The sequence below is a fragment of the Pseudomonas sp. B19(2017) genome, from assembly GCF_002113165.1.
Lineage (GTDB): Bacteria > Pseudomonadota > Gammaproteobacteria > Pseudomonadales > Pseudomonadaceae > Aquipseudomonas.
The window spans coordinates 65,038-88,960 of the sequence record NZ_NEJR01000019.1 but is presented as its reverse complement, the minus strand read 5'-3'; the positions used below and the strand labels follow the sequence as shown (position 1 = coordinate 88,960).

The following is a 23,923-nucleotide window of genomic DNA, read 5'->3' as shown; positions in this document are numbered from 1 at the left end:
GCCGTTGATGAACTCCAGTCGCCCCTATCTGGTTCGAGCACTGTACGAGTGGATCGTCGACAACGATTGCACGCCCCATATGCTGGTCAATGCCGAGTTCCCGAAGGTCCAGGTGCCGGATGGTTTCGCCAGTGATGGCCAGATTGTGTTGAATATCTCGCCAAGCGCCGTGCGCAGCCTGCACATGGACAACGACGCGGTCAGCTTCGAGGGCCGCTTCAGTGGCGTGGCTCACTCGCTGTTTGTGCCGGTTGGCGCCATCCTGGGTATCTACGCCCGGGAAAATGGCCAGGGCATGGTTTTTGAGCTAGAGCCGTCGCAGGATGACGAGGGCCTGGAAGACGATGATGTGCAGCCGGATGACGATGGCCCGCCAGAGGGTGGCGGCCAGCCACCACGTCCGACTGGCCGACCAAGCCTGAAAGTGGTCAAGTAACAAAAAAAGGCGATCCAACCGGATCGCCTTTTTCTTTGCTCTCAACGTGAGATTACAGGTCGCTGATGGTGCGTACCTGATCCTTGTTGATGCGGGTGCGTTTGCCGTCGAGTTGCTGGAACTCGTAGAAGCCGGAGTCGGCGTCGAATTCCGGTACGTCGACCGTCTGGATTTCACGGCCGTCGTTGAGAATGATCTGGCTAGGGGTGGAGCAGCCGGCCAGGGTGGCGACGGTGCCGAACAGCAGGGCTGGCAGCAGAAGCTTTTTCATGCGGTGTTTCCTGGATTTCTGAAAAGACACGGTGTTGCGCTTGCCTGTACCGGCCTCTTCGCGGGCTTGCCCGCTCCCACAGGGTTTGGCGTATCCCTGTGGGAGCGGGCAAGCCCGCGAAGAGGCCGGTACAGGCTAACGAATCAGTCGATGTACTCGAACAGCTTGACGATCTTCTGCACGCCCGACACACCCTGTACCACGGCAGTGGCCGAGTTGGCCTCCTGCTGGGTCACCAGGCCGAGCAGGTAGACGATGCCGTTTTCGGTAATCACCTTGATGCGCGAGCTGGGTACGGCATTATCGGTCAGCATCTGGGCTTTGATCTTGGTGGTCAGCCAGGCGTCGTTGTTGCGCGCCAGGATGGAAGAGGGCTGCATCACCTGCAGCTCGTTGTGCACCTTCTTGACCCGCTGCACCTGGCTGGCGGTCTGCTCGGCCAGGCTCTTGAGGTCGGCGCGCGGGGTCTGGCCGGCCAGCAGGACGATGCCGTTATAGCTGCTGACAACGATGTGCGAACCTTTGTCCAGGTCAGGGCTGGCCTTGGCGATATTGACCGAGGCCTTGGTTTCGATCAGCGAGTCGTCGATCTTGCTGCCGATGGTGCGCGTGCCGCGATCATCTTCGATCGGCGAATTGCGGGTAGAGGTCAGTACCGAGCTGCAACCAGTGACGCTCAGGCACAGGGTCAGGGCCATCAGGCCGAGGCGCATAGGGGTCATTCTTCACTCCCGAACAGTTGGCTGTCGATCAGATCACACAGGCAGTGGATCGCCAGCAGGTGGACTTCCTGGACGCGTGCGGTAATCGTCGAAGGTACGCGGATTTCCACGTCTTCGGGCAGCAGCAGCGAAGCCATGCCGCCACCGTCGCGGCCAGTCAATGCTACGACAATCATTTCGCGGTCATGTGCGGCCTGGATCGCCTGGATCACGTTGGCCGAGTTGCCGCTGGTGGAGATCGCCAGCAGAACGTCACCGGGCTGGCCCAGCGCGCGTATCTGCTTGGAAAAGACTTCGTTGTAGCTGTAGTCGTTGGCGATCGAGGTCAGGGTCGAGCTGTCGGTGGTCAGCGCGATGGCCGGCAGGCTCGGCCGTTCACGCTCGAAGCGGTTGAGCAGCTCCGAGGAAAAATGCTGAGCATCGCCGGCCGAGCCGCCATTGCCGCAGGCGAGCATCTTGCCCTCGTTGAGCAGCGCGTTGACCATGACCAGGCTGGCCTGCTCGATGTGCGGTGCCAGGATGTCCATTGCCTGTTGCTTGGTATCGATGCTGGCCTGGAACAGCCGGCGAATTCGGGATTGCATGTCCATCTGGTGACCTTAAGTGGGGCGGTGGCCTTTGCTACGCGCAACAACGACCAGCCCGCGAAACATAGAGCAAAAAAAACGGAGTGGGTTCAGCATTCGAAGGCGTTTTTCAGCCATTGAAGCGGTTTGCCTGCATGGTGACTACCCTGCAGGGCGACTACGTCGAAGCGGCAGGGGTGGTTGCTCCAGTGGGGCTCCTTCTGCAGGAACAGGCTGGCGGCGAGCACCAGCCGTTTCTGCTTGCGCCCGTCGATGCTGCCGAGAGCGCCACCGAAGCCCGCGTGCAACCGGTAGCGGACTTCGACGAATACTACTGTATCGGCGTCGAGCATGACCAGATCAAGCTCACCGCCTTTGCACCGCCAGTTACGCGCCAGCAGTTGCAGGCCCTGCCCTTGAAGGTATTCCAGGGCCTGGGTTTCCGCTGCCTGTCCGGCGCTGGTGGGCGACGCTGCTGCCATCAACGAGCGGTGTCAGGCAGGCGCTGGACCTGGCCGCCGACGAACTCTGCCCAAGGCAGCTGGCGCTCGACACGCTGGTTGGCGTTCATGCTCAGGCTGCCCGAAAGGCCCAGTACGCGATTGTCCGGCAGCGCTTTCAGCTGGCCCAGGCGCGGCGCCAGGCTGTAGGCGTCGACGCCCATGGCATACAGGCGGCCCAGGCTACCGGCGGCTTGTGGCCATTGCTGCACGACCTGTTGACGCAGGCTGTTGCTGGTGTCGAGCAGCCACGGGGTTTCGCAGAAGCGGATGCCGTTCATGTCGTTGTACTGGTTGACGTCGCCACTGGCGCTGTACAGGTTCGAGGTGGCGTAGACCGGTACGTCGCCGGCGTACTGGAAGTTCAGGGTCGGCTTGATCTGCTGGGCCTGTTGCGGGGTCGAGGCGAGGAAGATGAAGTCGATGTCCTGGCGGCGCGACGGCTGCGCGGCGATGCTGCCGCCTACCGTGCTCTGCAGGCTCTTGGCACGGCCTTCGCTCTGGCGCAGCTGGAACAGTTCGGCAATCTGCTGGGCCAGGGCGACCGGCTGGGCGATGCGTTCGGCGGCGAGCAGGGTACCACCGTTGCCTTCCCAATCCTGGCGGAAGGCCGCAAGCACGCGGTCACCCCATTCGCCGCTCGGCACCAGGGCCACGGCGCGAACCATGCCATCGGCGCGGGCGCGGCGGGCCACTTCACGGGCCTCGTCTTCGGCAGCCAGGCCAAACTGGAACAGCTGCGGCGGAGCCTTCTGGCCGGCGTCGGCGTAATTCAGGGCCAGGGTGGTGATCGGCAGTTGTGGCTTGGCGGCCAGCTGCTTGACCAACGGTTTTTCCAGCGGGCCGATCACCAGCTGTACGCCTGCGGCTTGGGCCTGGCGATAGAAATCGTCGAGCGAGCCGATGCGCGAGCTGTCGAATACCTGCACCGCTGGCGCCTGCTGGCCGGCTTGCTGGGCCTGGAAGTGCGCAGCCATGAAGCCGTCACGCAGGGCTCGGGCAACCCCGGCCAGCGGGCCTTCCTGGGGCAGCAGCAGGGCAATCCTGGTCAGTGGCTGGCTGGCCAGCTCCTTGAGCTTGGTCAGCGCCAGCGGCAGCTGTTGAGCGGCCGGATGGTCCGGGTGCTGCTTGACCCAGGCATCGATAGCGGCTTGTTGCTGCTCCAGGGTGCCGGCGCTTTTCACGGCGAAGGCCAGGCTGGTCCAGCCGGCCAGGGTCTGGTCGTTGCCTGGCTGCTGCAGTTGCTCTGCAGGCAGCGAGGCGACCAGGGCCCAGATAGCGTCATTGTTGGCGCTGGCGGCCTGGCCGCTGAGCAGCGGAGCCAGCAGTACGCGCTGTTGTGCGGCCGCCAGGGCCTGGCCATCTGCTTCGAGGGCGGCCGCGTGCACGCTGTAGGTGCGCGCTTGCTGCTCTTCCGGCAGTTCGGCGATGCGCTGCAGGCTAGGGTGGGCCAGGGCGGTCAGGGCAGCCTTGGGCTGGTTGCGGCTCATGGCCAGCTCGGCGCCGAGGGTGCTGGCGAACACTTGCTGGGCCGGTTTGAGCGTGTCCAGCGGCACCTGCTCGAGGATGCGTGCGGCGCGGGGGAAGTCCTTCTGCTTGTAGGCCAGGTCGGCTGCGCTCAGGCGCAGCAAGGCGGCGTCTTCCGCGGACTTGCTGGAAGCAGCCTTTTCGAGCAGTTGCTCGATGCTGGCGTCCGGGGTGCGTGGCAGTTCGCCCAGGCTGGATGAGGGCGAGCTGGCGCAGGCCGCCAGCAGGGCGGCAAGGCAGAGGGCTGTGAACAGCCGCAGGCAAGCGATCATGTAAAGGTCCTGTTACTCGATCAAGGTGGCCGGCAATTGTACCCAAGCGCTGGCCGGGGCGCGATGTCGCCGTGTCGAACCTTCACTATAGGTGGCCTGCCACCGGTCGTTGGCGAAGTTCTTTGCGCCCTGTTGCAGGCGCTCGGGCTACAATAGCGCCTTTGATCCGAACGACAGGTGTGCGCAGTGACTGATGTGGCAGGGGCTTCGAAATCCACCGTGGGGACGCTGTATGTGGTCGCAACCCCCATCGGCAACCTCGACGACATGAGCGCCCGGGCGCTGAAGGTGCTGGCGGACGTGGCCCTGATCGCGGCGGAAGATACTCGCCATTCGGTCCGCCTGCTGCAGCACTTCGGCATCGACACGCCGCTGGCGGCCTGCCATGAGCACAACGAGCGTGACGAGGGCGGGCGTTTTCTCACCAAGCTGCTGGCAGGCGAAAATGTGGCACTGGTATCCGACGCCGGCACGCCGCTGATTTCCGATCCCGGCTACCACCTGGTGCGCCAGGCGCGAGCTGCCGGGGTGAACGTGGTGCCGGTGCCGGGCGCCTGTGCTCTGATCGCCGCCCTGTCGGCGGCCGGCCTGCCCTCGGACCGCTTCATTTTCGAAGGCTTCCTGCCAGCCAAGGCGGCGGGGCGCCGGGCGCGCCTGGAGCAGGTAAAGGAAGAACCGCGCACGCTGATCTTCTATGAGGCCCCTCACCGCATCCTGGAATGCCTTGAAGACATGGAGGCGGTGTTCGGTGGCGAGCGCCCGGCGCTGTTGGCGCGCGAGCTGACCAAGACCTTCGAGACCCTCAAGGGCCTGCCGCTGGCTGAGCTGCGCGCGTTCGTTGCCGGCGACAGCAACCAGCAGCGCGGCGAGTGCGTGGTGCTGGTCGGTGGCTGGAGTGCGCCGGAGGGCGGGCAGGCGATCAGTGCCGAGGCGCAGCGGGTGCTCGACCTGCTGCTGGCCGAGCTGCCGCTCAAGCGGGCGGCGGCGCTGGCTGCGGAAATTACCGGGGTGCGCAAGAACCTGCTGTATCAACTTGCCCTGGAAAAGCAGAAAGCCGAATAGTGGCATATTGATATAAATGCCGGTATTGCTTGTCGTTGGGCGCGCGTGCCGTTAATCTTGTCGGCGGAGAGTCGATCGGACAGTCGCTGCCTGCTTTTGTTCCGCAATAGCAGGGGGAGGAAAGTCCGGGCTCCATAGGGCAGAGTGCCAGGTAACGCCTGGGAGGCGCGAGCCTACGGAAAGTGCCACAGAAAATAACCGCCTAAGCATTTCGGTGCCGGTAAGGGTGAAAAGGTGCGGTAAGAGCGCACCGCACGGCTGGCAACAGTTCGTGGCTAGGTAAACCCCACTCGGAGCAAGACCAAATAGGGTTCCATCAGGCGTGGCCCGCGTCGGAACCGGGTAGGTTGCTAGAGGCGTCCAGTGATGGCCGTCGTAGAGGAATGACTGTCCTCGACAAAACCCGGCTTACAGATCGACTCTCCACCTTTCCTTCCCTGCTTGAATCGATAGCAGATGCCCGTTGGTAATACCGAAAAAATCTTACTCTTGATAAATCACTTTAACTTTGAACTGCACGTGCTTGCGTGGGTTTGATTTTTCTCGTGTTTTTTTCTACCTGGTAGTCCTTCCGCATTCCTTTATTGCGCTAAATCTCGGTCCTGTAAGGCTTTTCCTTCCGAACGTGCCTTGACGGTGCTGCGGGCGGATTCCTATAGTGTGCGCAAGTGGCAGAAAGTGGGATGAAGTGGGTTTTCTGACACAAAAAAGCTAACATTGTGGGGAATCGCAGCCGTGTTCCGCGGAGCCAACGCCGTCAGCCTCGATGCCAAGGGCCGTCTCGCCATGCCGAGCCGGTACCGTGACGAGCTCGATTCGCGTTGCAATGGTCAGCTGATCGTGACCATCGACGCCGTTGACCCCTGCTTGTGTGTTTATCCCCTCGATGAGTGGGAACAGATAGAAGCCAAGTTGCGTGCCTTGCCATCGTTGCGTGAGGAAAACCGCCGCCTGCAGCGTTTGCTGATCGGTAATGCGGTTGACCTGGAGCTCGATGGCAGTGGGCGTTTCCTGGTGCCGCCCCGTCTGCGCGAGTACGCCAAGCTCGACAAGAAGGCGATGCTGGTGGGGCAACTGAACAAATTCCAGCTGTGGGATGAAGATGCCTGGAACGCGGTTTCGGCAGCCGACCTTGCAGCTATTCAACAACCGGGCGCCATGCCCGACGAATTGCGTGACCTGATCCTGTGACCATAGATAGCGGCTTCAACCACATTACCGTCCTGCTCGACGAAGCTGTCGAGGCATTGGCCCTGCGCGCCGACGGTTGCTATCTGGACGGCACCTTTGGCCGTGGCGGGCACAGCCGGCTGATTCTCAGCAAACTCGGGCCGCAAGGGCGGCTGCTGGGTTTCGACAAAGATCCACAGGCGATTGCCACGGGGCAAGCGCTGGCGGCCGAAGACGGCCGCTTTGTCATTGTGCAGCGCAGCTTTGCCGAGCTGGGTGCGGAAGTGGCCGAGCGCGGCCTGCACGGCAAGGTCAGTGGTGTGCTGCTGGACCTGGGCGTGTCTTCGCCACAGCTGGATGACCCCGAGCGGGGGTTCAGCTTCCTCAATGATGGCCCGCTGGACATGCGCATGAACCCGGACCAAGGCATCAGCGCTGCAGAGTTCATCGCCACTGCGCCAGTGGAAGAAATCGCCCGTGTCTTCAAGGAGTATGGCGAGGAACGCTTCGCCGGGCGCATGGCGCGAGCCGTGGTCGAGCGTCGCGAAAAACAGCCGTTCACCCGTACCGCCGACCTGGCAGAGGTGCTCAAGGTGGCCAACCCGGCATGGGAGAAGGGCAAAAACCCGGCAACCCGTGCCTTCCAGGGGCTTCGCATTCACGTCAACAACGAGCTGGGCGACCTTGAGGCCGGCCTCGAGGCCGCACTCGATGCGCTCGAAGTCGGTGGTCGCCTGGCGGTCATCAGCTTCCACTCGCTGGAAGACCGTATCGTCAAACTGTTCATGCGCAAGCTGGTGAAAGGTGAGGCTGACAACCTGCCGCGCAACCTGCCGGTTCAGCACAAGGTCTTCGAGCCGAAAATCAAGCTCATCGGCAAGGCCCAGTTCGCCTCCGAAGCCGAGCTCAAGGCCAACCCACGTTCGCGTAGCGCCGTGATGCGCGTGGCGGAGAAACTGCGGTGAGCAGGCTGTTTGCCAAACCTTTGCCAGGCGGAAGCTTCCTGATGCTTCTGTTGTTCGTTGCCGTGCTGATTTCGGCCATCGCTGTGTCCTACAGCGCGCACTGGAACCGTCAGTTGCTCAACACCCTGTACGGCGAGTTGAACGAGCGCGACAAGGCCCAGGCCGAGTGGGGTCGGCTGATCCTCGAGCAAAGCACCTGGACCGCCGCCAGCCGCATCGAAAACCTGGCTTCCGAGCAACTGAAGATGCGCGTGCCTTCGGCTGACGAAGTACGGATGGTGGCGCCATGATGAAGCTCGAAGGCGCACTCTACCCATGGCGCTTCCGCGTGGTGATCGGCTTGCTGGCGCTGATGGTCGGTGCCATCTGCTGGCGCATTATCGACCTGCAGGTGGTCGACCGTGATTTCCTCAAGGGGCAGGGCGATGCGCGCAGCCTGCGTCACATCCCTATCCCGGCTCACCGCGGCCTGATCACTGACCGTAACGGTGAGCCACTGGCAGTCAGTACCCCGGTCACTACCCTGTGGGCCAACCCCAAGGAAATGCAGGCTTCCAAAGACCGCTGGCCACAATTGGCCGCCGCGCTGGGGCAGAACCCGCAGCAGTTGACCGAGCGCCTCACCCAGCAGGCCAGCAAAGAGTTCATCTACCTGGTCCGCGGCCTGACCCCGGAGCAGGGCCAGCATGTGCTCGACCTGAAAGTGCCAGGTGTGTATGGCCTGGAAGAATTCCGCCGCTTCTACCCGGCCGGTGATGTCACCGCGCACATGGTCGGCTTCACCGACCTCGATGACCACGGTCGCGAAGGGGTGGAACTGGCCTATGACGAGTGGCTGGCCGGTGTACCCGGCAAGCGGCAGGTGATCAAGGACCGGCGCGGCCGGCTGATCAAGGACATCCAGGTAACCAAGAACGCCAAGGCAGGGAAGACCTTGGCGTTGTCGATTGACTTGCGCCTGCAGTACCTGGCCACTCGCGAACTGCGCAATGCCATTGCCGAACAGGACGCCAAGGCCGGCAGCCTGGTGATCATGGACGTCAAGACCGGTGAGGTCCTGGCCATGGTCAACCAGCCGACCTACAACCCCAACAACCGCCGCAGCATGTTCCCCGCGGCCATGCGTAACCGGGCGATCATCGACGTGTTCGAGCCGGGCTCCACAGTCAAGCCGATCTCCATGAGCGCGGCGCTGCAGAGCGGCCGCTGGAAGCCGACCGACAAGGTCGAGGTATACCCGGGCAGCCTGCAGATCGGTCGCTACACCATCAAGGACGTGTCCAAGAGCGAGGGCCCGATCCTCGACCTGACCGGCATCCTGATCAACTCCAGTAACGTCGGCATGAGCAAGATCGCCTTCGACATCGGCGGCGAGGCCATCTACCGGGTCATGTCCCAGGTCGGCCTGGGCCAGTACACCGGCCTTGGCTTCCCTGGCGAGCGTGTCGGCAACCTGCCCAACCACCGCGAGTGGCGCAAGGCCGAGACTGCGACCTTGTCCTATGGCTATGGCGTGTCGGTCACTGCCCTGCAGTTGGTGCACGCCTACGCGGCGCTGGCCAACGACGGCAAGATGGTGCCGCTGTCGATCCTCAAGGTCGACAAGGCACCGGAAGCGGTGCAGGCCATACCAAAGGAAACCGCCGAAACCGTCCAGGGCATGCTGCAGCAAGTGATCGAAGCACCGCGCGGCGTGTTCCGCGCCCAGGTGCCGTTCTACCACGTGGCCGGCAAGTCCGGTACTGCGCGTAAAGCCACTGTGGGGTCCAAGGGTTACACCGAAAACGCCTACCGCTCGCTGTTCGCCGGCTTCGGGCCGATGAGCGACCCGCGTTACGCCATCGTCGTGGTCATCGACGAACCGGGCAAGGGCGGCTACTTCGGTGGCCTGGTATCGGCGCCGGTGTTCAGCAAGGTCATGTCCGGCACCCTGCGCCTGATGAACGTGCCGCCAGACAACCTGCCGCCACCCGCACCCGTCGAACAATCGCAGGTCAATGCAGCAGCAACCGCCAAGGGAGGGCGTGGATGATGACAATGCCATTGAGCAAGCTTTTCGCTCACGCCAGCCGTGACCCGCTGATCCGTGAACTGACCCTGGACAGCCGCAATGTGCGCCCGGGCGACCTGTTCCTGGCCGTGCCGGGCGCCAAGGTCGATGGCCGCGAGCATATCGCCGATGCCCTGGCTCGTGGCGCTGCCGCCGTGGCCTATGAAGAACAGGGCGTAAGCGTCCTGCCAATCACCGACGTGCCGCTCATCCCGGTCAAGGGCCTGATCGCCCAGCTTTCGGATATCGCGGGTCGCTTCTATGGCGAACCGAGCCGCCGGCTGAACCTGGTGGGCGTGACCGGTACCAACGGCAAGACCAGCGTCACCCAGCTGGTTGCCCAGGCGCTGGACGTGCTTGGCCAGCGTTGTGGCCTGATCGGTACCCTGGGTACCGGCTTCTATGGTGAACTGCAGAGCGGCCGCCTGACCACGCCCGACCCGATCGCCGTGCAGTCGACCCTCAACGACCTCGGAAAAGGAGGCGCCAAGGCCGTGGCCATGGAGGTTTCCTCCCATGCCCTGGAACAGGGGCGGGTCGCTGCACTGGCATTCGATATCGCGGTGATGACCAACCTGTCCCGCGATCATCTCGATTATCACGGCAGCATGGAGGCCTACGAGGCCGCCAAGGCCAAGCTGTTCGCCTGGCCGAGCCTGCGCTGCCAGGTGGTCAACCTGGATGACGACTTCGGCCGTCGCCTGGCTGCCGACTTTGCCCGCCGCCCGAGTTTCGACCATATCGAGACCCGGCTGCTTAGCTACAGCCTGGAAAACCCGGACGCCTCGTTGTACTGCCGCGAAGCGCTGTTCAACGACGATGGCGTGCGTGCCACCTTGGTCACCGCCCAGGGTGAGCGCGTCCTGTGCAGTCAGTTGCTGGGCCGTTTCAACCTCAGCAACATGCTCGCCGCTGTGGCGACCCTGCTGGCACTGGATTACGCGCTGGACGAGATCCTTGAGGTCACCCCGCAGTTGCAGGGCCCGGTAGGCCGTATGCAGCGCCTGGGTGGCGGCGACAAACCGCTGGTGGTGGTCGACTACGCGCACACCCCGGACGCCCTGGAAAAAGTACTCGAAGCCCTGCGCCCGCACGCGCACGGCAAGCTGCTTTGCCTGTTCGGCTGCGGCGGTGACCGTGACCGCGGCAAGCGCCCGTTGATGGCCGAAGTGGCCGAGCGCCTGGCCGACCGCGTGCTGGTCACCGACGACAACCCGCGTACTGAAGACCCGCTGCGCATCTTTGACGACATCCGTCCTGGTTTCGCCAGGCCTGCGGAGGTCGAGTTCGTTGCCGGTCGTGGCGAAGCCATCGCGCACCTGGTCGCCACTGCCGCTGCCGACGACGTGATCGTGCTAGCCGGCAAGGGGCACGAGGATTACCAGGAGATCAATGGCGAGCGCCATGACTTCTCCGATTTGATCGAGGCCGAAAAGGCACTTGCAGCCTGGGAGGCTCCACATGCTTAAGCCGCTGTCACTCAGCCAGCTGACCACAGCACTGAGTGGTCAACACGTTGGTGCCGACGCCACCTTCACGGGTGTCAGCATCGACAGCCGCAGCGTTGGCGCCGGGCAACTGTTCGTCGCCCTGGCCGGCCCGCGCTTCGATGGTCACGACTACCTGGCCGATGTAAAGGCCAAGGGCGCTGTCGCGGCCCTGGTCGAGCGTGTAGTGGCCGATGTCGACCTGCCGCAGCTGCTGGTTGCCGATTGCCGCCTGGCCCTGGGGCAACTCGGTGCACTGAACCGCGCCGCCTACGACAAGCCGGTGGTGGCCATCACCGGTTCCAGCGGCAAGACCACGGTCAAGGAGATGCTCGCCAGCATCCTGCGTACCCGTGGCCTGGTGCACGCCACCCGCGGCAACCTGAACAACGACCTCGGCGCGCCGCTGACCCTGCTGGAGATCGCTCCCGAGCACAGTGCCGCGGTGATCGAGCTGGGCGCCTCGCGCATTGGCGAGATCCGCTACACCGTGGGCCTGACCCGGCCCCAGGTGGTCATCATCAACAACGCCGGTACCGCCCACGTGGGCGAGTTCGGCGGCCCGGAGAAGATCGTCGAAGCCAAGGGCGAGATCCTCGAAGGCCTGGGCGAGGGCGGTATCGCCATCCTCAATCTGGACGACAAGGCTTTTGATATCTGGAAGGCGCGTGCCGGCGCGCACAAGGTCTTCAGTTTCGCCCGCAGCAATGCCAGTGCCGATTTCTACGCCACCGATATCGGTCGCGATGCCCGTGGTTGCCCGTCATTCAAGCTGCATGGCGCTGGCGACGAGGTAGACGTGCAACTCAATGTGCTCGGTGAGCACAACGTCAGCAACGCCCTGGCCGCCGCCGCCGCTGCCCATGCCGTTGGTCTGAGCCTGAGCGGCATCGCTGCCGGCCTGGCTGCCATGCAACCGGTCAAGGGCCGTACCGTGGCGCAGATCGCGCCGAATGGCGTGCGGGTGATCGACGACAGTTACAACGCAAATCCCACCTCCATGTGCGCGGCCATTGATATACTCGCCGGCTTTTCCGGGCGCACCGTTCTGGTGCTTGGGGATATCGGCGAACTGGGGCAATGGGCGGAGGAAGGCCACCGTCAGGTGGGTGACTACGCGCGCGGCAAGGTCGATGCGCTTTACGCAGTGGGTTCCAACATGACACACGCGGTCAAGGCGTTCGGCGCCAATGGTCGCCATTTCGCTACTCAAGCTGAGTTGATCGACGCAGTTGGCGCCGAGAATGCCAGCGACACCACTATCTTGATCAAGGGCTCGCGCAGCGCTGCGATGGAAAACGTCGTGGCGGCATTGTGCGGTGCCAGCGGGGAGAAACATTAATGCTGCTGCTGTTGGCCGAGTATCTGCAACAGTTCCACAAAGGCTTCGCGGTCTTCCAGTACCTGTCCCTGCGCGGGATTCTGGGTGTGCTGACCGCGTTGTCCCTGGCGCTGTGGCTGGGGCCGTGGATGATCCGTACCCTGCAAATCCGCCAGATCGGCCAGGCCGTGCGTAACGACGGCCCGCAATCGCACCTGTCCAAGTCCGGCACCCCGACCATGGGCGGGGCGCTGATCCTGTCCGCCATTGCCGTCAGTACCCTGCTGTGGGCCGACCTGACCAACCGCTATGTGTGGGTTGTGCTCATCGTTACCCTGGCATTCGGTGCCATCGGCTGGGTTGACGACTACCGCAAGGTCATCGAAAAGAACTCGCGCGGCCTGCCTAGCCGCTGGAAGTACTTCTGGCAGTCGGTGTTCGGCCTGGCTGCAGCCATCTTCCTGTACAAGACCGCGCCGACCAGCGTCGAAACCACGCTGATCCTGCCGTTCATCAAGGATGTCACCATTCCTCTGGGCATCGGCTTCGTCGTGCTGACCTACTTCGTCATTGTCGGTTCGAGCAACGCGGTCAACCTTACCGACGGCCTCGACGGCCTGGCGATCATGCCGACGGTGATGGTGGGCGGTGCCCTGGGCATCTTCTGCTACCTGTCGGGCAACGTGAAGTTCGCCGAATACCTGCTGATCCCGTACGTGCCGGGCTCGGGCGAGCTGATCGTGTTCTGCGGCGCGCTGATCGGTGCCGGCCTGGGCTTCCTGTGGTTCAACACCTACCCGGCGCAGGTGTTCATGGGGGACGTCGGCGCGCTGGCGCTGGGTGCCGCGCTGGGCACCATCGCCGTGATCGTCCGCCAGGAAATCGTGCTGTTCATCATGGGCGGCGTGTTCGTCATGGAAACCCTGTCGGTGGTGATCCAGGTTGCCTCGTTCAAGCTCACCGGCAAGCGCGTGTTCCGCATGGCGCCGATCCACCACCACTTTGAACTCAAAGGCTGGCCAGAGCCACGGGTGATCGTCCGCTTCTGGATCATCACCGTGATCCTGGTGCTGATCGGCCTTGCAACCCTGAAACTGAGGTAGATGAGCGTGTCATTGATCGCTTCCGACCAATTCCGCATCGTTGTCGGCCTCGGCAAGAGCGGCATGTCCCTGGTTCGCTTCCTGGCGAGCCGGGGCATTGCCTTTGCGGTCGCCGACACCCGCGAGCAACCGCCGGAACTGGACACCCTGCGCCGTGATTACCCGCAGGTGGAAGTGCGCTGTGGTGAGCTGGATGTGGATTTCCTGTGCCGCGCCAACGAGTTGTACGTCAGCCCCGGCCTGGCCCTGGCCACCCCGGCGCTGCAGCAGGCGGCCGCGCGTGGCGTGAAGCTGTCCGGCGACATCGAGCTGTTCGCTCGCCACGCCAAGGCCCCGATCATTGCCATCAGCGGCTCCAACGCCAAGAGCACCGTTACCACCCTGGTTGGCGAAATGGCTGCCAAGGCCGGCAAGCGCGTGGCGGTTGGGGGCAACCTCGGTACCCCGGCGCTGGACCTGCTGGCCGATGACGTGGAGCTGTACGTGCTGGAACTGTCCAGCTTCCAGCTGGAAACCACCGACCAGCTCAACGCCGAAGTGGCCACCGTGCTGAACATCAGCGAAGACCACATGGACCGCTACAGCGGCCTGCCGGCCTATCACCTGGCCAAGCACCGGATCTTCCGTGGTGCCCGCCAGGTCGTGGTCAACCGCCAGGACGCCCTGACCCGGCCGTTGCCGGTGGAAGGCCGCCCATGCTGGACCTTCGGCCTCAACCAGCCGGATTTCAAGGCCTTCGGCCTGCGCGAAGTGGACGGCGAGAAACACCTGGCCTTCGAGTTCCAGGCGCTGATGCCGGCGCGTGAGCTGAAGATTCGTGGTGCCCACAACCAGAGCAATGCCCTGGCGGCGCTGGCCCTGGGGCATGCTGCCGGCCTGCCGTTCGAACCGATGCTCGAAGCCCTGCGCGAGTTCGGCGGCCTGGCCCACCGTTGCCAGTGGGTGCGCGAGCGCAACGGCGTGAACTGGTATGACGATTCCAAGGCCACCAACGTCGGTGCTGCGCTGGCCGCCATCGAGGGCCTGGGTGCCGATATCGAAGGCAAGCTGGTGCTGATCGCCGGTGGTGATGGCAAGGGCGCCGACTTCACCGCGCTGCGCGAGCCGGTCCAGCGCTTCTGCCGCGCCGTGGTTCTGCTTGGCCGTGATGCCGAGCGCCTGGCCGAAGCCCTGGGCGATGGCGTACAGATGGTGCGTGTGAAGACTCTCGATGACGCCGTGCAGCAATGCGCCGAACTGGCCCAGGCGGGTGATGCCGTGCTGCTGTCGCCAGCGTGCGCCAGTCTCGACATGTTCAAGAACTTCGAAGAACGCGGGCGCCTGTTCGCCCAGGCAGCGGGAGGCCTTGCATGATCTTCGGCATCCTCAAGCCTTACCCGTCGCCGCTGATCAGCGGCCGTGGCATCGACCTGGACTTCGCGATGCTCGCTGGCTGCTTGGCATTGCTGGGCCTGGGCCTGGTGATGATCACCTCGGCGTCCTCGGAAGTGGCTGCGGTGCAGTCGGGTAACCCGCTCTACCACATGTTCCGCCACCTGGTGTACGTATTCCTCGGCCTTGTCGCCTGCGGTGCCACCATGCTGGTGCCGATCGCCACCTGGCAGCGCATGGGCTTCATGATGCTGCTGGGGGCCTTCGGCCTGCTGGTGCTGGTGCTGGTGCCCGGTATCGGCCGCGAAGTGAACGGCTCCATGCGCTGGATCGGCTTCAGCTTCTTCAACGTGCAGCCTTCGGAAATCGCCAAGGTGTTCGTGGTCGTCTACCTGGCCGGCTACCTGGTACGTCGGCAGACCGAAGTCCGCGAAACCTGGATGGGCTTCTTCAAGCCGTTCATCGTGCTGCTGCCCATGGCGGCCCTGCTGCTGATGGAGCCGGACTTCGGCGCCACCGTGGTGATGATGGGCGCGGCTGCAGCCATGCTGTTCCTCGGCGGGGTGGGCTTGTTCCGCTTCAGCCTGATGGTGGTGCTGGCGGTGGTCGCGGTGTTCGTGCTGGTACAGGCGCAGCCGTACCGGATGGCACGTCTTATCACCTTCACCGACCCATGGTCCGACCAGTTCGGTTCCGGCTACCAGCTCACCCAGGCACTGATTGCCTTCGGCCGTGGCGAGTGGCTGGGCGTTGGCCTGGGCAACAGCGTGCAGAAACAGTTCTACCTGCCTGAAGCACACACCGACTTCGTGTTCTCGGTACTGGCCGAAGAGCTTGGCGTGGTCGGCTCGCTGCTGACCATCGCACTGTTCGTGTTCGTCACTGTGCGCGCCCTGTACATCGGCCTGTGGGCGGAAAAAGCCAAGCAGTTCTTTGCCGCTTATGTCGCCTTCGGCCTGGCCTTCCTGTGGATCGGCCAGTTCCTGATCAACATCGGTGTGAACGTCGGCCTGCTGCCGACCAAGGGCCTGACCCTGCCGTTCCTCAGCTACGGGGGCAGCTCGTTGGTGATCTGCTGTGCCTGCGTGGGGCTTTTGCTGCGTATCGAGTGGGAAAGCCGTACGCACCTGGGCAGTGAGGAGCACGAATTCAGCGAAAGCGATTTTGCCGAGGAGACCAATCATGGCCGCTGACGGCAAGAACGTACTGATCATGGCGGGCGGCACCGGGGGCCACGTGTTCCCGGCCTTGGCCTGCGCCCGTGAATTCCAGGCGCGCGGTTACAATGTGCACTGGCTGGGTACCCCGCGTGGCATCGAGAACGAACTGGTGCCCCAGGCCGGCCTGCCGTTGCACCTGATCCAGGTCAGCGGCCTTCGTGGCAAGAGCAAGCTGTCGTTGCTCAAGGCGCCGTTCACCCTGGTCAAGGCCGTGCTGCAGGCGCGGCGTATCGTGCGTGAGCTGAAACCGGTATGCGTGGTCGGCTTCGGTGGCTATGTGACCGGTCCCGGCGGCGTCGCTGCGCGGCTGTGTGGCGTGCCGTTGGTGATCCACGAGCAGAACGCCCGCGCCGGTACCGCCAATCGCTTGCTGGTGCCTCTGTCGGCACGGGTTTGCGAAGCTTTCCCGAACACTTTCGAGGCCAGCGACAAGCGTCGCACCACCGGCAACCCGGTGCGCCCGGAGCTGTTCATGGACGCGCAACGCGCGCCCCTGGCCGAGCGCCGTGCACGCCTGTTGGTGCTCGGTGGCAGCCTGGGTGCGGAACCATTGAACAAATTGTTGCCTAAGGCCCTGTCCGAAGTGCCCGCCGCGCTGCGACCGGAGGTGTTTCACCAGGCTGGCAAGCAACATGCGCCGATCACCGCCGAGCGTTATCACGAGGCAGGTGTCGAGGCGCAGGTAGAGCCTTTCATCAAGGACATGGCCCAGGCCTATGGCTGGGCCGACATGGTGGTATGCCGGGCCGGTGCCCTGACCGTCAGCGAGCTGGCGGCGGCGGGCCTGCCTTCGATGCTGGTGCCATTGCCCCACGCCATCGACGACCACCAGACCCACAACGCCCAATATCTGGCCCGGGAAGGCGCTGCCTTCCTGCTGCCACAAGCGACAACTGGCGCAGCGCAGCTCGCTGAACGCCTGAACGAGGTGCTGATGCAACCCGAGAAACTCAACGTCATGGCAGGCACCGCACGGCGCCTGGCCAAACCTGCCGCAACCAGCACCGTGGTCGATATCTGCCTGGAGGTGGCCCATGGTTGAGAGCCAGAAAGCCATGCCCCAGCCGAAGATGGGCCGTATCCGCCGTATTCACTTCGTCGGTATCGGCGGCGTGGGCATGTGCGGAATTGCCGAAGTGCTGCTGAACCTGGGCTATGAAGTGTCAGGCTCCGACCTGAAGGCCTCGCCGGTCACCGAGCGCCTGGAATCGTTCGGCGCCGAGATTTTCGTCGGCCACCGCGCCGAGAACGCCGCCACCGCCGATGTGCTGGTGGTGTCCAGTGCCATCAACCCGGCCAACCCGGAAGTCGCCACCGCCCTGGAGCGGCGCATTCCAGTGGTGCCGCGTGCCGAGATGCTCGCCGAGCTGATGCGCTACCGCCACGGCGTGGCCGTTGCCGGCACCCACGGCAAGACCACCACCACCAGCCTGCTGGCCTCGGTGTTCGCCGCCGGTGGCCTGGACCCGACCTTCGTCATCGGCGGCCGCCTGACCGCCGCCGGTACCAATGCCCAGCTGGGCACCAGCCGCTACCTGATTGCCGAAGCGGACGAGAGCGATGCCAGCTTCCTGCACCTGCAGCCGATGGTCGCCGTGGTCACCAACATCGACGCCGACCACATGGCGACCTACGAAGGTGACTTCAACAAGCTGAAGAAAACCTTCGTCGAGTTCCTGCACAACCTGCCGTTCTACGGCCTGGCCGTGATGTGCCTGGACGACCCGGTCGTGCGCGAGATCCTGCCACAGGTCAAGCGCCCTACCGTGACCTATGGCTTCAGCGACGAGGCCGACATCCGCGCCATCAACGTGCGCCAGATGGGCATGCAGACCCACTTCACCGTACTGCGCCGTGACCGCGAGCCGCTGGAGGTGTCGGTGAACATGCCCGGCAACCACAACGTGCTCAACGCCTTGGCCACCATCGCCATCGCCACTGACGAAGGCATCACTGACGAGGCCATCGTCCAGGGCCTGTCGGGCTTCCAGGGTGTCGGCCGTCGCTTCCAGGTGTACGGCGAACTGCCGGTCGATGGCGGTAGCGTGATGCTGGTCGACGACTACGGCCACCACCCGACCGAAGTGGCGGCAGTGATCAAGGCTGTGCGCGGTGGCTGGCCAAGCCGTCGCCTGGTGATCGTGTACCAGCCGCACCGCTACAGCCGTACTCGCGACCTGTACGACGACTTCGTCCAGGTACTGGGCGATGCCAACGTGCTGCTGCTGATGGAAGTCTACCCGGCCGGTGAAGAGCCGATCCCGGGGGCCGACAGCCGCCAGCTGTGCCACAGCATCCGCCAGCGCGGAAAACTGGACCCGATCTACATCGAACGTGGCGTCGACCTGGCGCCGCTGGTCAAGCCACTGCTGCGCGCTGGCGACATCCTGATCTGCCAGGGTGCCGGTGATGTCGGCGGCCTGGCTCCGCAATTGATGAAAAGCCCGCTGTTCGCTGGCGCCAAGCAGGAGAAGTCGAAATGACCAGCGCCTACGAAAAACTGCACTCGACCCTGGACGTCAAGGCGTTCGGCCGTGTTGCCGTGCTGTACGGCGGCAAGAGTGCCGAGCGTGAAGTGTCGCTCAAGTCTGGCGCCGCGGTGATCGACGCGCTGACCACCGCCGGTGTCGACGTGGTCGCCATCGACGTGGGTGACGACCTGCTCGAGCGCCTGCAAAGCGAGAAGATCGACCGCGCCTTCATCATCCTCCACGGCCGTGGCGGTGAAGACGGCAGCATGCAAGGCCTCCTCGAATGCCTGGGCATCCCCTACACCGGCAGTGGCATCCTTGCCTCGGCACTGGCCATGGACAAGCTGCGCACCAAGCAGGTATGGCAGAGCCTGGGTATTCCGACCCCGCGCCACGCAGTGCTGGCCAGCGAGAGTGATTGTTTGCAGGCCGCCACGGAACTGGGCTTCCCGCTTATCGTCAAACCCGCCCATGAAGGTTCCAGCATCGGCATGGCCAAGGTGAACAGCGCCCAGGAACTGGTCGCCGCCTGGCAGGATGCCGCCCGATACGATTCCCAGGTACTGGTGGAGCAGTGGATCCACGGCCCGGAGTTCACCGTCGCGGTATTGCGCGGCCAGGTGCTGCCTCCGATCGCCCTGGGTACGCCGCACGTGTTCTACGACTACGACGCCAAGTACATCGCCAACGATACCCAGTACCGCATTCCATGCGGCCTGGATAGCGTCAAGGAACAGGAACTGATCGACCTGACCGCGCGTGCCTGCGATGCCATTGGCATCGAAGGCTGGGGGCGGCTGGACGTGATGCAGGACGAGCAGGGCCGGTTCTGGCTGCTCGAAGTCAACACCGCACCCGGCATGACCGACCATAGCCTGGTGCCCATGGCGGCCCGCGCGGCCGGCCTGGACTTCCAGCAACTGGTGCTGGCGATCTTGGCCGAAAGCGTGGCAACGCGAGGTTAACGACCATGCAAGGCGCAATGATACGTCAGCAGCAACCCGTTACCGGCCGTAGCAAGCCGGTGCCGCGTGGTGCCAGCCGGCTGGTGGCCGACGAGCCCGTATCGGCGCGCCTGCCGCGGCCAAGCCTGGGTGGCCTGAAGCGTCTGCTTTGGCCGGTAGTGCTGGTGGCAGCCGGCTTTGGTGCCTACGAGGGCGCCATTCGGCTGATGCCGTACGCCGACCGGCCAATCACCAAGATCGACGTGCAGGGCGACCTCAGCTACATCAGCCAGCAGTCGGTGCAGCAGCGGATCGCGCCCTACGTGGCGGCGAGCTTCTTCAGTGTCGACCTGCCGGCGATGCGTGCAGAGCTCGAACAGATGCCGTGGATTGCCCATGCCGAAGTGCGTCGGGTGTGGCCCGACGAGGTGGTGATCCGCCTGGAAGAACAGTTGCCGGTGGCACGCTGGGGTGACGAAGCCTTGCTCAACAACCAGGGCCAGGCCTTCACCCCGCGCGAACTGGCCAATTACGAGCACCTGCCGCAGCTGGCCGGGCCGCAGCGTGCTCAGCAACAAGTCATGCAGCAGTATCAGGTACTGAGCCAGATGCTGCGCCCCCTGGGCTTTTCCATCGCTCGCCTGGAGCTGCGCGAGCGAGGCAGCTGGTTCCTGACCACGGGCGCGAGCAGCGCCGGGCCGGGCATCGAGCTGCTGCTGGGGCGCGACCATCTGGTGGAGAAGATGCGCCGTTTCATTGCCATTTACGACAAGACACTCAAAGACCAGATCACCACTATCGCCCGCATTGATCTGCGTTACTCCAACGGACTTGCCGTTGGTTGGCGGGAACCGATTGCACCGACGACGGCCCAACCCGCCGTTGCGAAGAATTAGAGAGAGGCAGGACCATGGCAAACGCGCATAGCGGCAAAATGATCGTCGGGCTGGACATCGGCACCTCCAAGGTGGTGGCGCTGGTGGGCGAAGTGGGCGAGGACGGCACCCTGGAAATCGTCGGGATCGGCACCCATCCGTCCCGCGGCCTGAAAAAAGGCGTGGTGGTGAACATCGAGTCCACCGTGCAGTCGATCCAGCGCGCGGTGGAAGAGGCGCAGCTGATGGCCGGCTGCCGCATCCACTCGGCCTTCGTCGGCGTGGCCGGCAACCACATCCGCAGCCTGAACTCCCACGGCATCGTCGCCATTCGCGACCGCGAGGTCAGCCTCGCCGACCTGGAGCGCGTACTCGACGCCGCCCAGGCGGTGGCCATTCCGGCCGACCAGCGCGTGTTGCACACCCTGCCGCAGGACTACGTGATCGACAACCAGGAAGGCGTGCGCGAGCCACTGGGCATGTCGGGCGTACGCCTGGAAGCCAAGGTCCACGTGGTCACCTGCGCAGTCAACGCGGCGCAGAACATCGAGAAATGCGTACGCCGCTGCGGCCTGGAAATCGACGACATCATCCTCGAGCAGCTGGCCTCGGCCTACTCGGTGCTGACCGACGATGAAAAAGAGCTGGGTGTGTGCCTGGTGGACATCGGTGGTGGCACCACCGACATCGCCATCTTCACCGAGGGCGCGATCCGTCACACCGCGGTGATCCCGATTGCCGGCGACCAGGTGACCAACGACATCGCCATGGCGCTGCGTACCCCTACCCAGTACGCCGAGGAAATCAAGATCCGCTACGCCTGCGCCCTGGCCAAACTGGCTGGCGCCGGCGAGACCATCAAGGTGCCGAGCGTGGGCGATCGCCCGCCGCGCGAGCTGTCGCGCCAGGCCCTGGCCGAGGTGGTGGAGCCACGTTACGACGAGCTCTTCACCCTGATCCAGGCCGAACTGCGCCGCAGCGGCTACGAAGACCTGGTGCCGGCCGGCATCGTCCTCACCGGCGGCACCGCGAAGATGGAAGGCGCCGTGGAACTGGCCGAGGAAATCTTCCACATGCCGGTACGCCTGGGCGTACCGCACAGCGTTCGGGGGCTTAGCGACGTGGTTCGCAACCCGATCTATTCCACCGGCGTGGGCTTGCTCACCTACGGCCTGCAGAAGCAGACCGAAGACCTGCCCCTGACCGGTAACAGCAGCAACAACAGCTATGGCGATGAACCGAAGGCCCCAGTGCTTGAACGCTTCAAGCGCTGGGTCCAGGGCAACTTCTAAGTTTCAAAGCAGTAGTGGTAGGCGCGACAACTAGAGAACTGTAAGGAGAGGGAAAATGTTCGAGCTCGTAGACAACGTCCCGCAAAGCCCGGTCATCAAAGTGATCGGTGTTGGCGGTGGTGGCGGCAACGCCGTCAACCACATGGTCAAGAGCAGCATCGAAGGCGTGGAATTCATCTGCGCCAACACCGATGCTCAGGCGCTGAAAAACATCGGCGCGCGCACCATCCTGCAATTGGGCACTGGCGTGACCAAGGGCCTGGGTGCCGGTGCCAATCCGGAAGTCGGCCGCCAGGCCGCGCTGGAAGACCGTGAGCGCATCGCTGAAGTGCTGCAGGGCACCAACATGGTGTTCATCACCACTGGCATGGGCGGCGGTACCGGTACCGGTGCTGCACCGATCATCGCCGAAGTGGCCAAGGAAATGGGCATTCTCACCGTTGCCGTGGTGACCCGCCCGTTCCCGTTCGAAGGCCGCAAGCGCATGCAGATCGCCGATGAAGGCATCCGCATGCTGGCCGAAAGCGTCGACTCGTTGATCACCATCCCCAACGAGAAGCTGCTGACCATCCTGGGCAAGGATGCCAGCCTGCTGTCCGCCTTCGCCAAGGCTGACGACGTGCTGGCCGGTGCCGTGCGCGGTATCTCCGATATCATCAAACGCCCGGGCATGATCAACGTCGACTTCGCGGACGTGCGTACCGTGATGGGTGAAATGGGCATGGCCATGATGGGTACTGGCTGCGCCAGCGGCCCGAACCGTGCGCGTGAAGCCACCGAGGCAGCGATCCGCAACCCGCTGCTGGAAGACGTCAACCTGCAGGGCGCCCGCGGCATCCTGGTGAACATCACCGCAGGCCCTGACCTGTCGCTGGGCGAATACTCCGACGTGGGTAGCATCATCGAAGCCTTCGCCTCCGACCACGCCATGGTCAAGGTCGGTACAGTGATCGACCCGGACATGCGTGACGAGCTGCACGTGACCGTAGTGGCTACTGGCCTGGGCGCGCGCATCGAGAAGCCTGTGAAGGTGGTCGACAACACCCTGCAGACTGCCCAGCAGGCGTACGAGGCTTCCAACCCGGCGCCGGTTCGCCAGGAGCAGCCTGCCGTCAACTACCGTGACCTGGAGCGCCCGACCGTAATGCGCAACCAGGCCCATGCAGGGGCTGCTGCAGCCGCTAAACTGAACCCTCAGGATGACCTGGACTACCTTGATATCCCGGCATTCCTGCGTCGCCAGGCTGATTAATGGAATTTATCAGGGGTATAAAGGTGATTGGTATTCATCAAAGGTTGGGTCTGTTATCATCCCCAGCCTTTGTTGATACCTGTTCGCAATTTGCGCTGAAGCGGCCAATGCCATGATTAAACAACGCACCCTGAAGAATACCATCCGTGCCACAGGTGTCGGTCTGCACTCCGGGGAGAAGGTTTACCTGACCCTCAAGCCTGCACCTGTTGACACCGGCATCGTCTTCCGCCGCGCCGACCTCGACCCTGTGGTCGAAATTCCGGCGCGTGCGGCCAACGTCGGCGAGACAACCATGTCGACGACGCTGGTCAACGGTGACGTCAAGGTCGATACGGTCGAGCACCTGCTCTCCGCCATGGCGGGCCTGGGCATCGATAACGCCTACGTCGAGCTCTCCGCCTCGGAAGTGCCGATCATGGATGGCAGCGCCGGACCCTTTGTATTCCTGATTCAGTCTGCCGGCCTGGAAGAACAGGACGCAGCCAAGAAGTTCATCCGCATCCTGCGTGAGGTAACCGTGGAAGAGGGCGACAAGCGCGCCACTTTCCTGCCTTTCGACGGTTTCAAGGTGAGCTTCGAGATCGACTTCGATCATCCGGTACTTCGCAACCGGACCCAGAGCGCCAGCGTCGACTTTTCCAGCACGTCGTTCGTGAAGGAAGTCAGCCGCGCGCGCACCTTTGGTTTCATGCGTGACATCGAGTACCTGCGCAAGCACAACCTTGCGCTGGGTGGCAGTGTCGAGAACGCTATCGTGGTCGATGAGGACGGCGTGCTCAACGAAGACGGCCTTCGTTACGAAGACGAATTCGTCAAGCACAAGATCCTCGACGCCATCGGCGACCTCTACCTGCTGGGCAACAGCCTGATCGGCGAGTTCAAGGGCTACAAGTCCGGCCACGCGCTGAACAACCAGCTGTTGCGTAAGCTGATTGCCGAAACCGATGCCTGGGAAGTGGTCACCTTCGAAGATGCCAGCACGGCACCGATCTCCTACATGCGCCCTGTTGCGGCCGTGTAAGTTCGAACACTCTCTAGTTCAT

Annotated in this window: 23 protein-coding genes and 1 other RNA gene; 19 read left to right on the top strand and 5 right to left on the bottom strand. The window is 63.7% G+C overall.

What is annotated here, in order from left to right; genetic code table 11:
- Window positions 1-7: 7 nt before the first annotated feature.
- Entirely contained in the window at window positions 8-436 is a 429-nt protein-coding gene (locus tag CAF70_RS21930) for a ClpXP protease specificity-enhancing factor (RefSeq protein WP_085626506.1), read from the top strand.
- Between the two features lie 52 nt (window positions 437-488).
- On the opposite strand, the gene CAF70_RS21925 is transcribed toward CAF70_RS21930, so the two are convergent.
- The 5 genes from CAF70_RS21925 to CAF70_RS21905 all read right to left on the bottom strand — a co-directional run bounded on the left by CAF70_RS21925 (window position 489) and on the right by CAF70_RS21905 (window position 4,294).
- Window positions 489-707, bottom strand: coding sequence for a YgdI/YgdR family lipoprotein (locus CAF70_RS21925; protein ID WP_085626507.1), 219 nt, complete (start codon window positions 705-707; stop codon window positions 489-491).
- 143 nt (window positions 708-850) lie between these two features.
- Window positions 851-1,429, bottom strand: a complete 579-nt coding sequence (locus CAF70_RS21920; RefSeq protein WP_063913315.1) for a BON domain-containing protein — start codon at window positions 1,427-1,429, stop codon at window positions 851-853.
- Window positions 1,426-2,019 carry a phosphoheptose isomerase gene (locus tag CAF70_RS21915; RefSeq protein ID WP_085626508.1) on the bottom strand — a complete coding sequence of 198 codons (594 nt, stop codon included), beginning with the start codon at window positions 2,017-2,019 and terminating at the stop codon, window positions 1,426-1,428. Before CAF70_RS21915 ends, CAF70_RS21920 begins: the two co-directional genes overlap by 4 nt.
- A gap of 86 nt (window positions 2,020-2,105) precedes the next feature.
- Complete coding sequence (locus CAF70_RS21910) at window positions 2,106-2,477, bottom strand: YraN family protein (RefSeq protein ID WP_085626509.1); 372 nt, start codon at window positions 2,475-2,477, stop codon at window positions 2,106-2,108.
- Window positions 2,477-4,294: a penicillin-binding protein activator gene (locus CAF70_RS21905; protein WP_085626510.1), complete on the bottom strand. Its 1,818-nt coding sequence runs from the start codon at window positions 4,292-4,294 to the stop codon at window positions 2,477-2,479. Before CAF70_RS21905 ends, CAF70_RS21910 begins: the two co-directional genes overlap by 1 nt.
- Before the next feature lie 186 nt (window positions 4,295-4,480).
- Here CAF70_RS21905 and rsmI point away from each other — a divergent pair, with 186 nt between their 5' ends.
- From rsmI to lpxC, 18 genes are all read left to right on the top strand, one after another.
- On the top strand, window positions 4,481-5,356 hold the full coding sequence (rsmI, locus tag CAF70_RS21900; RefSeq protein WP_085626511.1) for a 16S rRNA (cytidine(1402)-2'-O)-methyltransferase: 876 nt from the start codon (window positions 4,481-4,483) through the stop codon (window positions 5,354-5,356).
- Between the two features lie 67 nt (window positions 5,357-5,423).
- Window positions 5,424-5,783: RNase P RNA component class A (gene rnpB, locus CAF70_RS21895), an RNA gene on the top strand.
- A gap of 308 nt (window positions 5,784-6,091) precedes the next feature.
- Window positions 6,092-6,547, top strand: a complete 456-nt coding sequence (mraZ, locus tag CAF70_RS21890; protein WP_004575120.1) for a division/cell wall cluster transcriptional repressor MraZ — start codon at window positions 6,092-6,094, stop codon at window positions 6,545-6,547.
- Complete coding sequence (rsmH, locus tag CAF70_RS21885; RefSeq protein ID WP_085626512.1) at window positions 6,544-7,491, top strand: 16S rRNA (cytosine(1402)-N(4))-methyltransferase RsmH; 948 nt, start codon at window positions 6,544-6,546, stop codon at window positions 7,489-7,491. Before mraZ ends, rsmH begins: the two co-directional genes overlap by 4 nt.
- On the top strand, window positions 7,488-7,781 hold the full coding sequence (ftsL, locus tag CAF70_RS21880; RefSeq protein WP_025340552.1) for a cell division protein FtsL: 294 nt from the start codon (window positions 7,488-7,490) through the stop codon (window positions 7,779-7,781). The genes rsmH and ftsL overlap by 4 nt, the downstream gene beginning before the upstream one ends.
- Window positions 7,781-9,523, top strand: coding sequence for a penicillin-binding protein 2 (locus tag CAF70_RS21875; protein ID WP_172827529.1), 1,743 nt, complete (start codon window positions 7,781-7,783; stop codon window positions 9,521-9,523). The genes ftsL and CAF70_RS21875 overlap by 1 nt, the downstream gene beginning before the upstream one ends.
- A complete protein-coding gene (locus CAF70_RS21870) occupies window positions 9,520-11,010 on the top strand; it encodes a UDP-N-acetylmuramoyl-L-alanyl-D-glutamate--2,6-diaminopimelate ligase (protein WP_178076413.1) in 1,491 nt (496 codons plus the stop codon). The genes CAF70_RS21875 and CAF70_RS21870 overlap by 4 nt, the downstream gene beginning before the upstream one ends.
- A complete protein-coding gene (gene murF, locus CAF70_RS21865; RefSeq protein WP_085626513.1) occupies window positions 11,003-12,370 on the top strand; it encodes a UDP-N-acetylmuramoyl-tripeptide--D-alanyl-D-alanine ligase in 1,368 nt (455 codons plus the stop codon). The genes CAF70_RS21870 and murF overlap by 8 nt, the downstream gene beginning before the upstream one ends.
- Entirely contained in the window at window positions 12,370-13,452 is a 1,083-nt protein-coding gene (gene mraY / locus CAF70_RS21860) for a phospho-N-acetylmuramoyl-pentapeptide-transferase (protein ID WP_023661969.1), read from the top strand. Before murF ends, mraY begins: the two co-directional genes overlap by 1 nt.
- A 6-nt stretch (window positions 13,453-13,458) precedes the next feature.
- Window positions 13,459-14,805, top strand: coding sequence for a UDP-N-acetylmuramoyl-L-alanine--D-glutamate ligase (gene murD / locus CAF70_RS21855; protein ID WP_085626573.1), 1,347 nt, complete (start codon window positions 13,459-13,461; stop codon window positions 14,803-14,805).
- Window positions 14,802-16,016 carry a putative lipid II flippase FtsW gene (gene ftsW, locus CAF70_RS21850; protein ID WP_025340546.1) on the top strand — a complete coding sequence of 405 codons (1,215 nt, stop codon included), beginning with the start codon at window positions 14,802-14,804 and terminating at the stop codon, window positions 16,014-16,016. The genes murD and ftsW overlap by 4 nt, the downstream gene beginning before the upstream one ends.
- Window positions 16,006-17,085, top strand: a complete 1,080-nt coding sequence (murG, locus tag CAF70_RS21845; protein WP_085626514.1) for an undecaprenyldiphospho-muramoylpentapeptide beta-N-acetylglucosaminyltransferase — start codon at window positions 16,006-16,008, stop codon at window positions 17,083-17,085. The genes ftsW and murG overlap by 11 nt, the downstream gene beginning before the upstream one ends.
- The gene (gene murC, locus CAF70_RS21840; protein ID WP_085626515.1) at window positions 17,078-18,526 is read left to right on the top strand and encodes a UDP-N-acetylmuramate--L-alanine ligase; all 1,449 of its coding nucleotides are present in this window, start codon (window positions 17,078-17,080) and stop codon (window positions 18,524-18,526) included. Before murG ends, murC begins: the two co-directional genes overlap by 8 nt.
- Entirely contained in the window at window positions 18,523-19,479 is a 957-nt protein-coding gene (locus CAF70_RS21835; protein WP_085626516.1) for a D-alanine--D-alanine ligase, read from the top strand. Before murC ends, CAF70_RS21835 begins: the two co-directional genes overlap by 4 nt.
- A 5-nt stretch (window positions 19,480-19,484) precedes the next feature.
- The gene (locus tag CAF70_RS21830) at window positions 19,485-20,354 is read left to right on the top strand and encodes a cell division protein FtsQ/DivIB (RefSeq protein ID WP_085626517.1); all 870 of its coding nucleotides are present in this window, start codon (window positions 19,485-19,487) and stop codon (window positions 20,352-20,354) included.
- 14 nt (window positions 20,355-20,368) lie between these two features.
- The gene (gene ftsA / locus CAF70_RS21825; RefSeq protein WP_015271706.1) at window positions 20,369-21,625 is read left to right on the top strand and encodes a cell division protein FtsA; all 1,257 of its coding nucleotides are present in this window, start codon (window positions 20,369-20,371) and stop codon (window positions 21,623-21,625) included.
- 55 nt (window positions 21,626-21,680) lie between these two features.
- Complete coding sequence (gene ftsZ, locus CAF70_RS21820) at window positions 21,681-22,877, top strand: cell division protein FtsZ (protein ID WP_003251871.1); 1,197 nt, start codon at window positions 21,681-21,683, stop codon at window positions 22,875-22,877.
- Between the two features lie 112 nt (window positions 22,878-22,989).
- Window positions 22,990-23,901: a UDP-3-O-acyl-N-acetylglucosamine deacetylase gene (gene lpxC, locus CAF70_RS21815; protein ID WP_023661965.1), complete on the top strand. Its 912-nt coding sequence runs from the start codon at window positions 22,990-22,992 to the stop codon at window positions 23,899-23,901.
- Window positions 23,902-23,923: the final 22 nt, after the last annotated feature.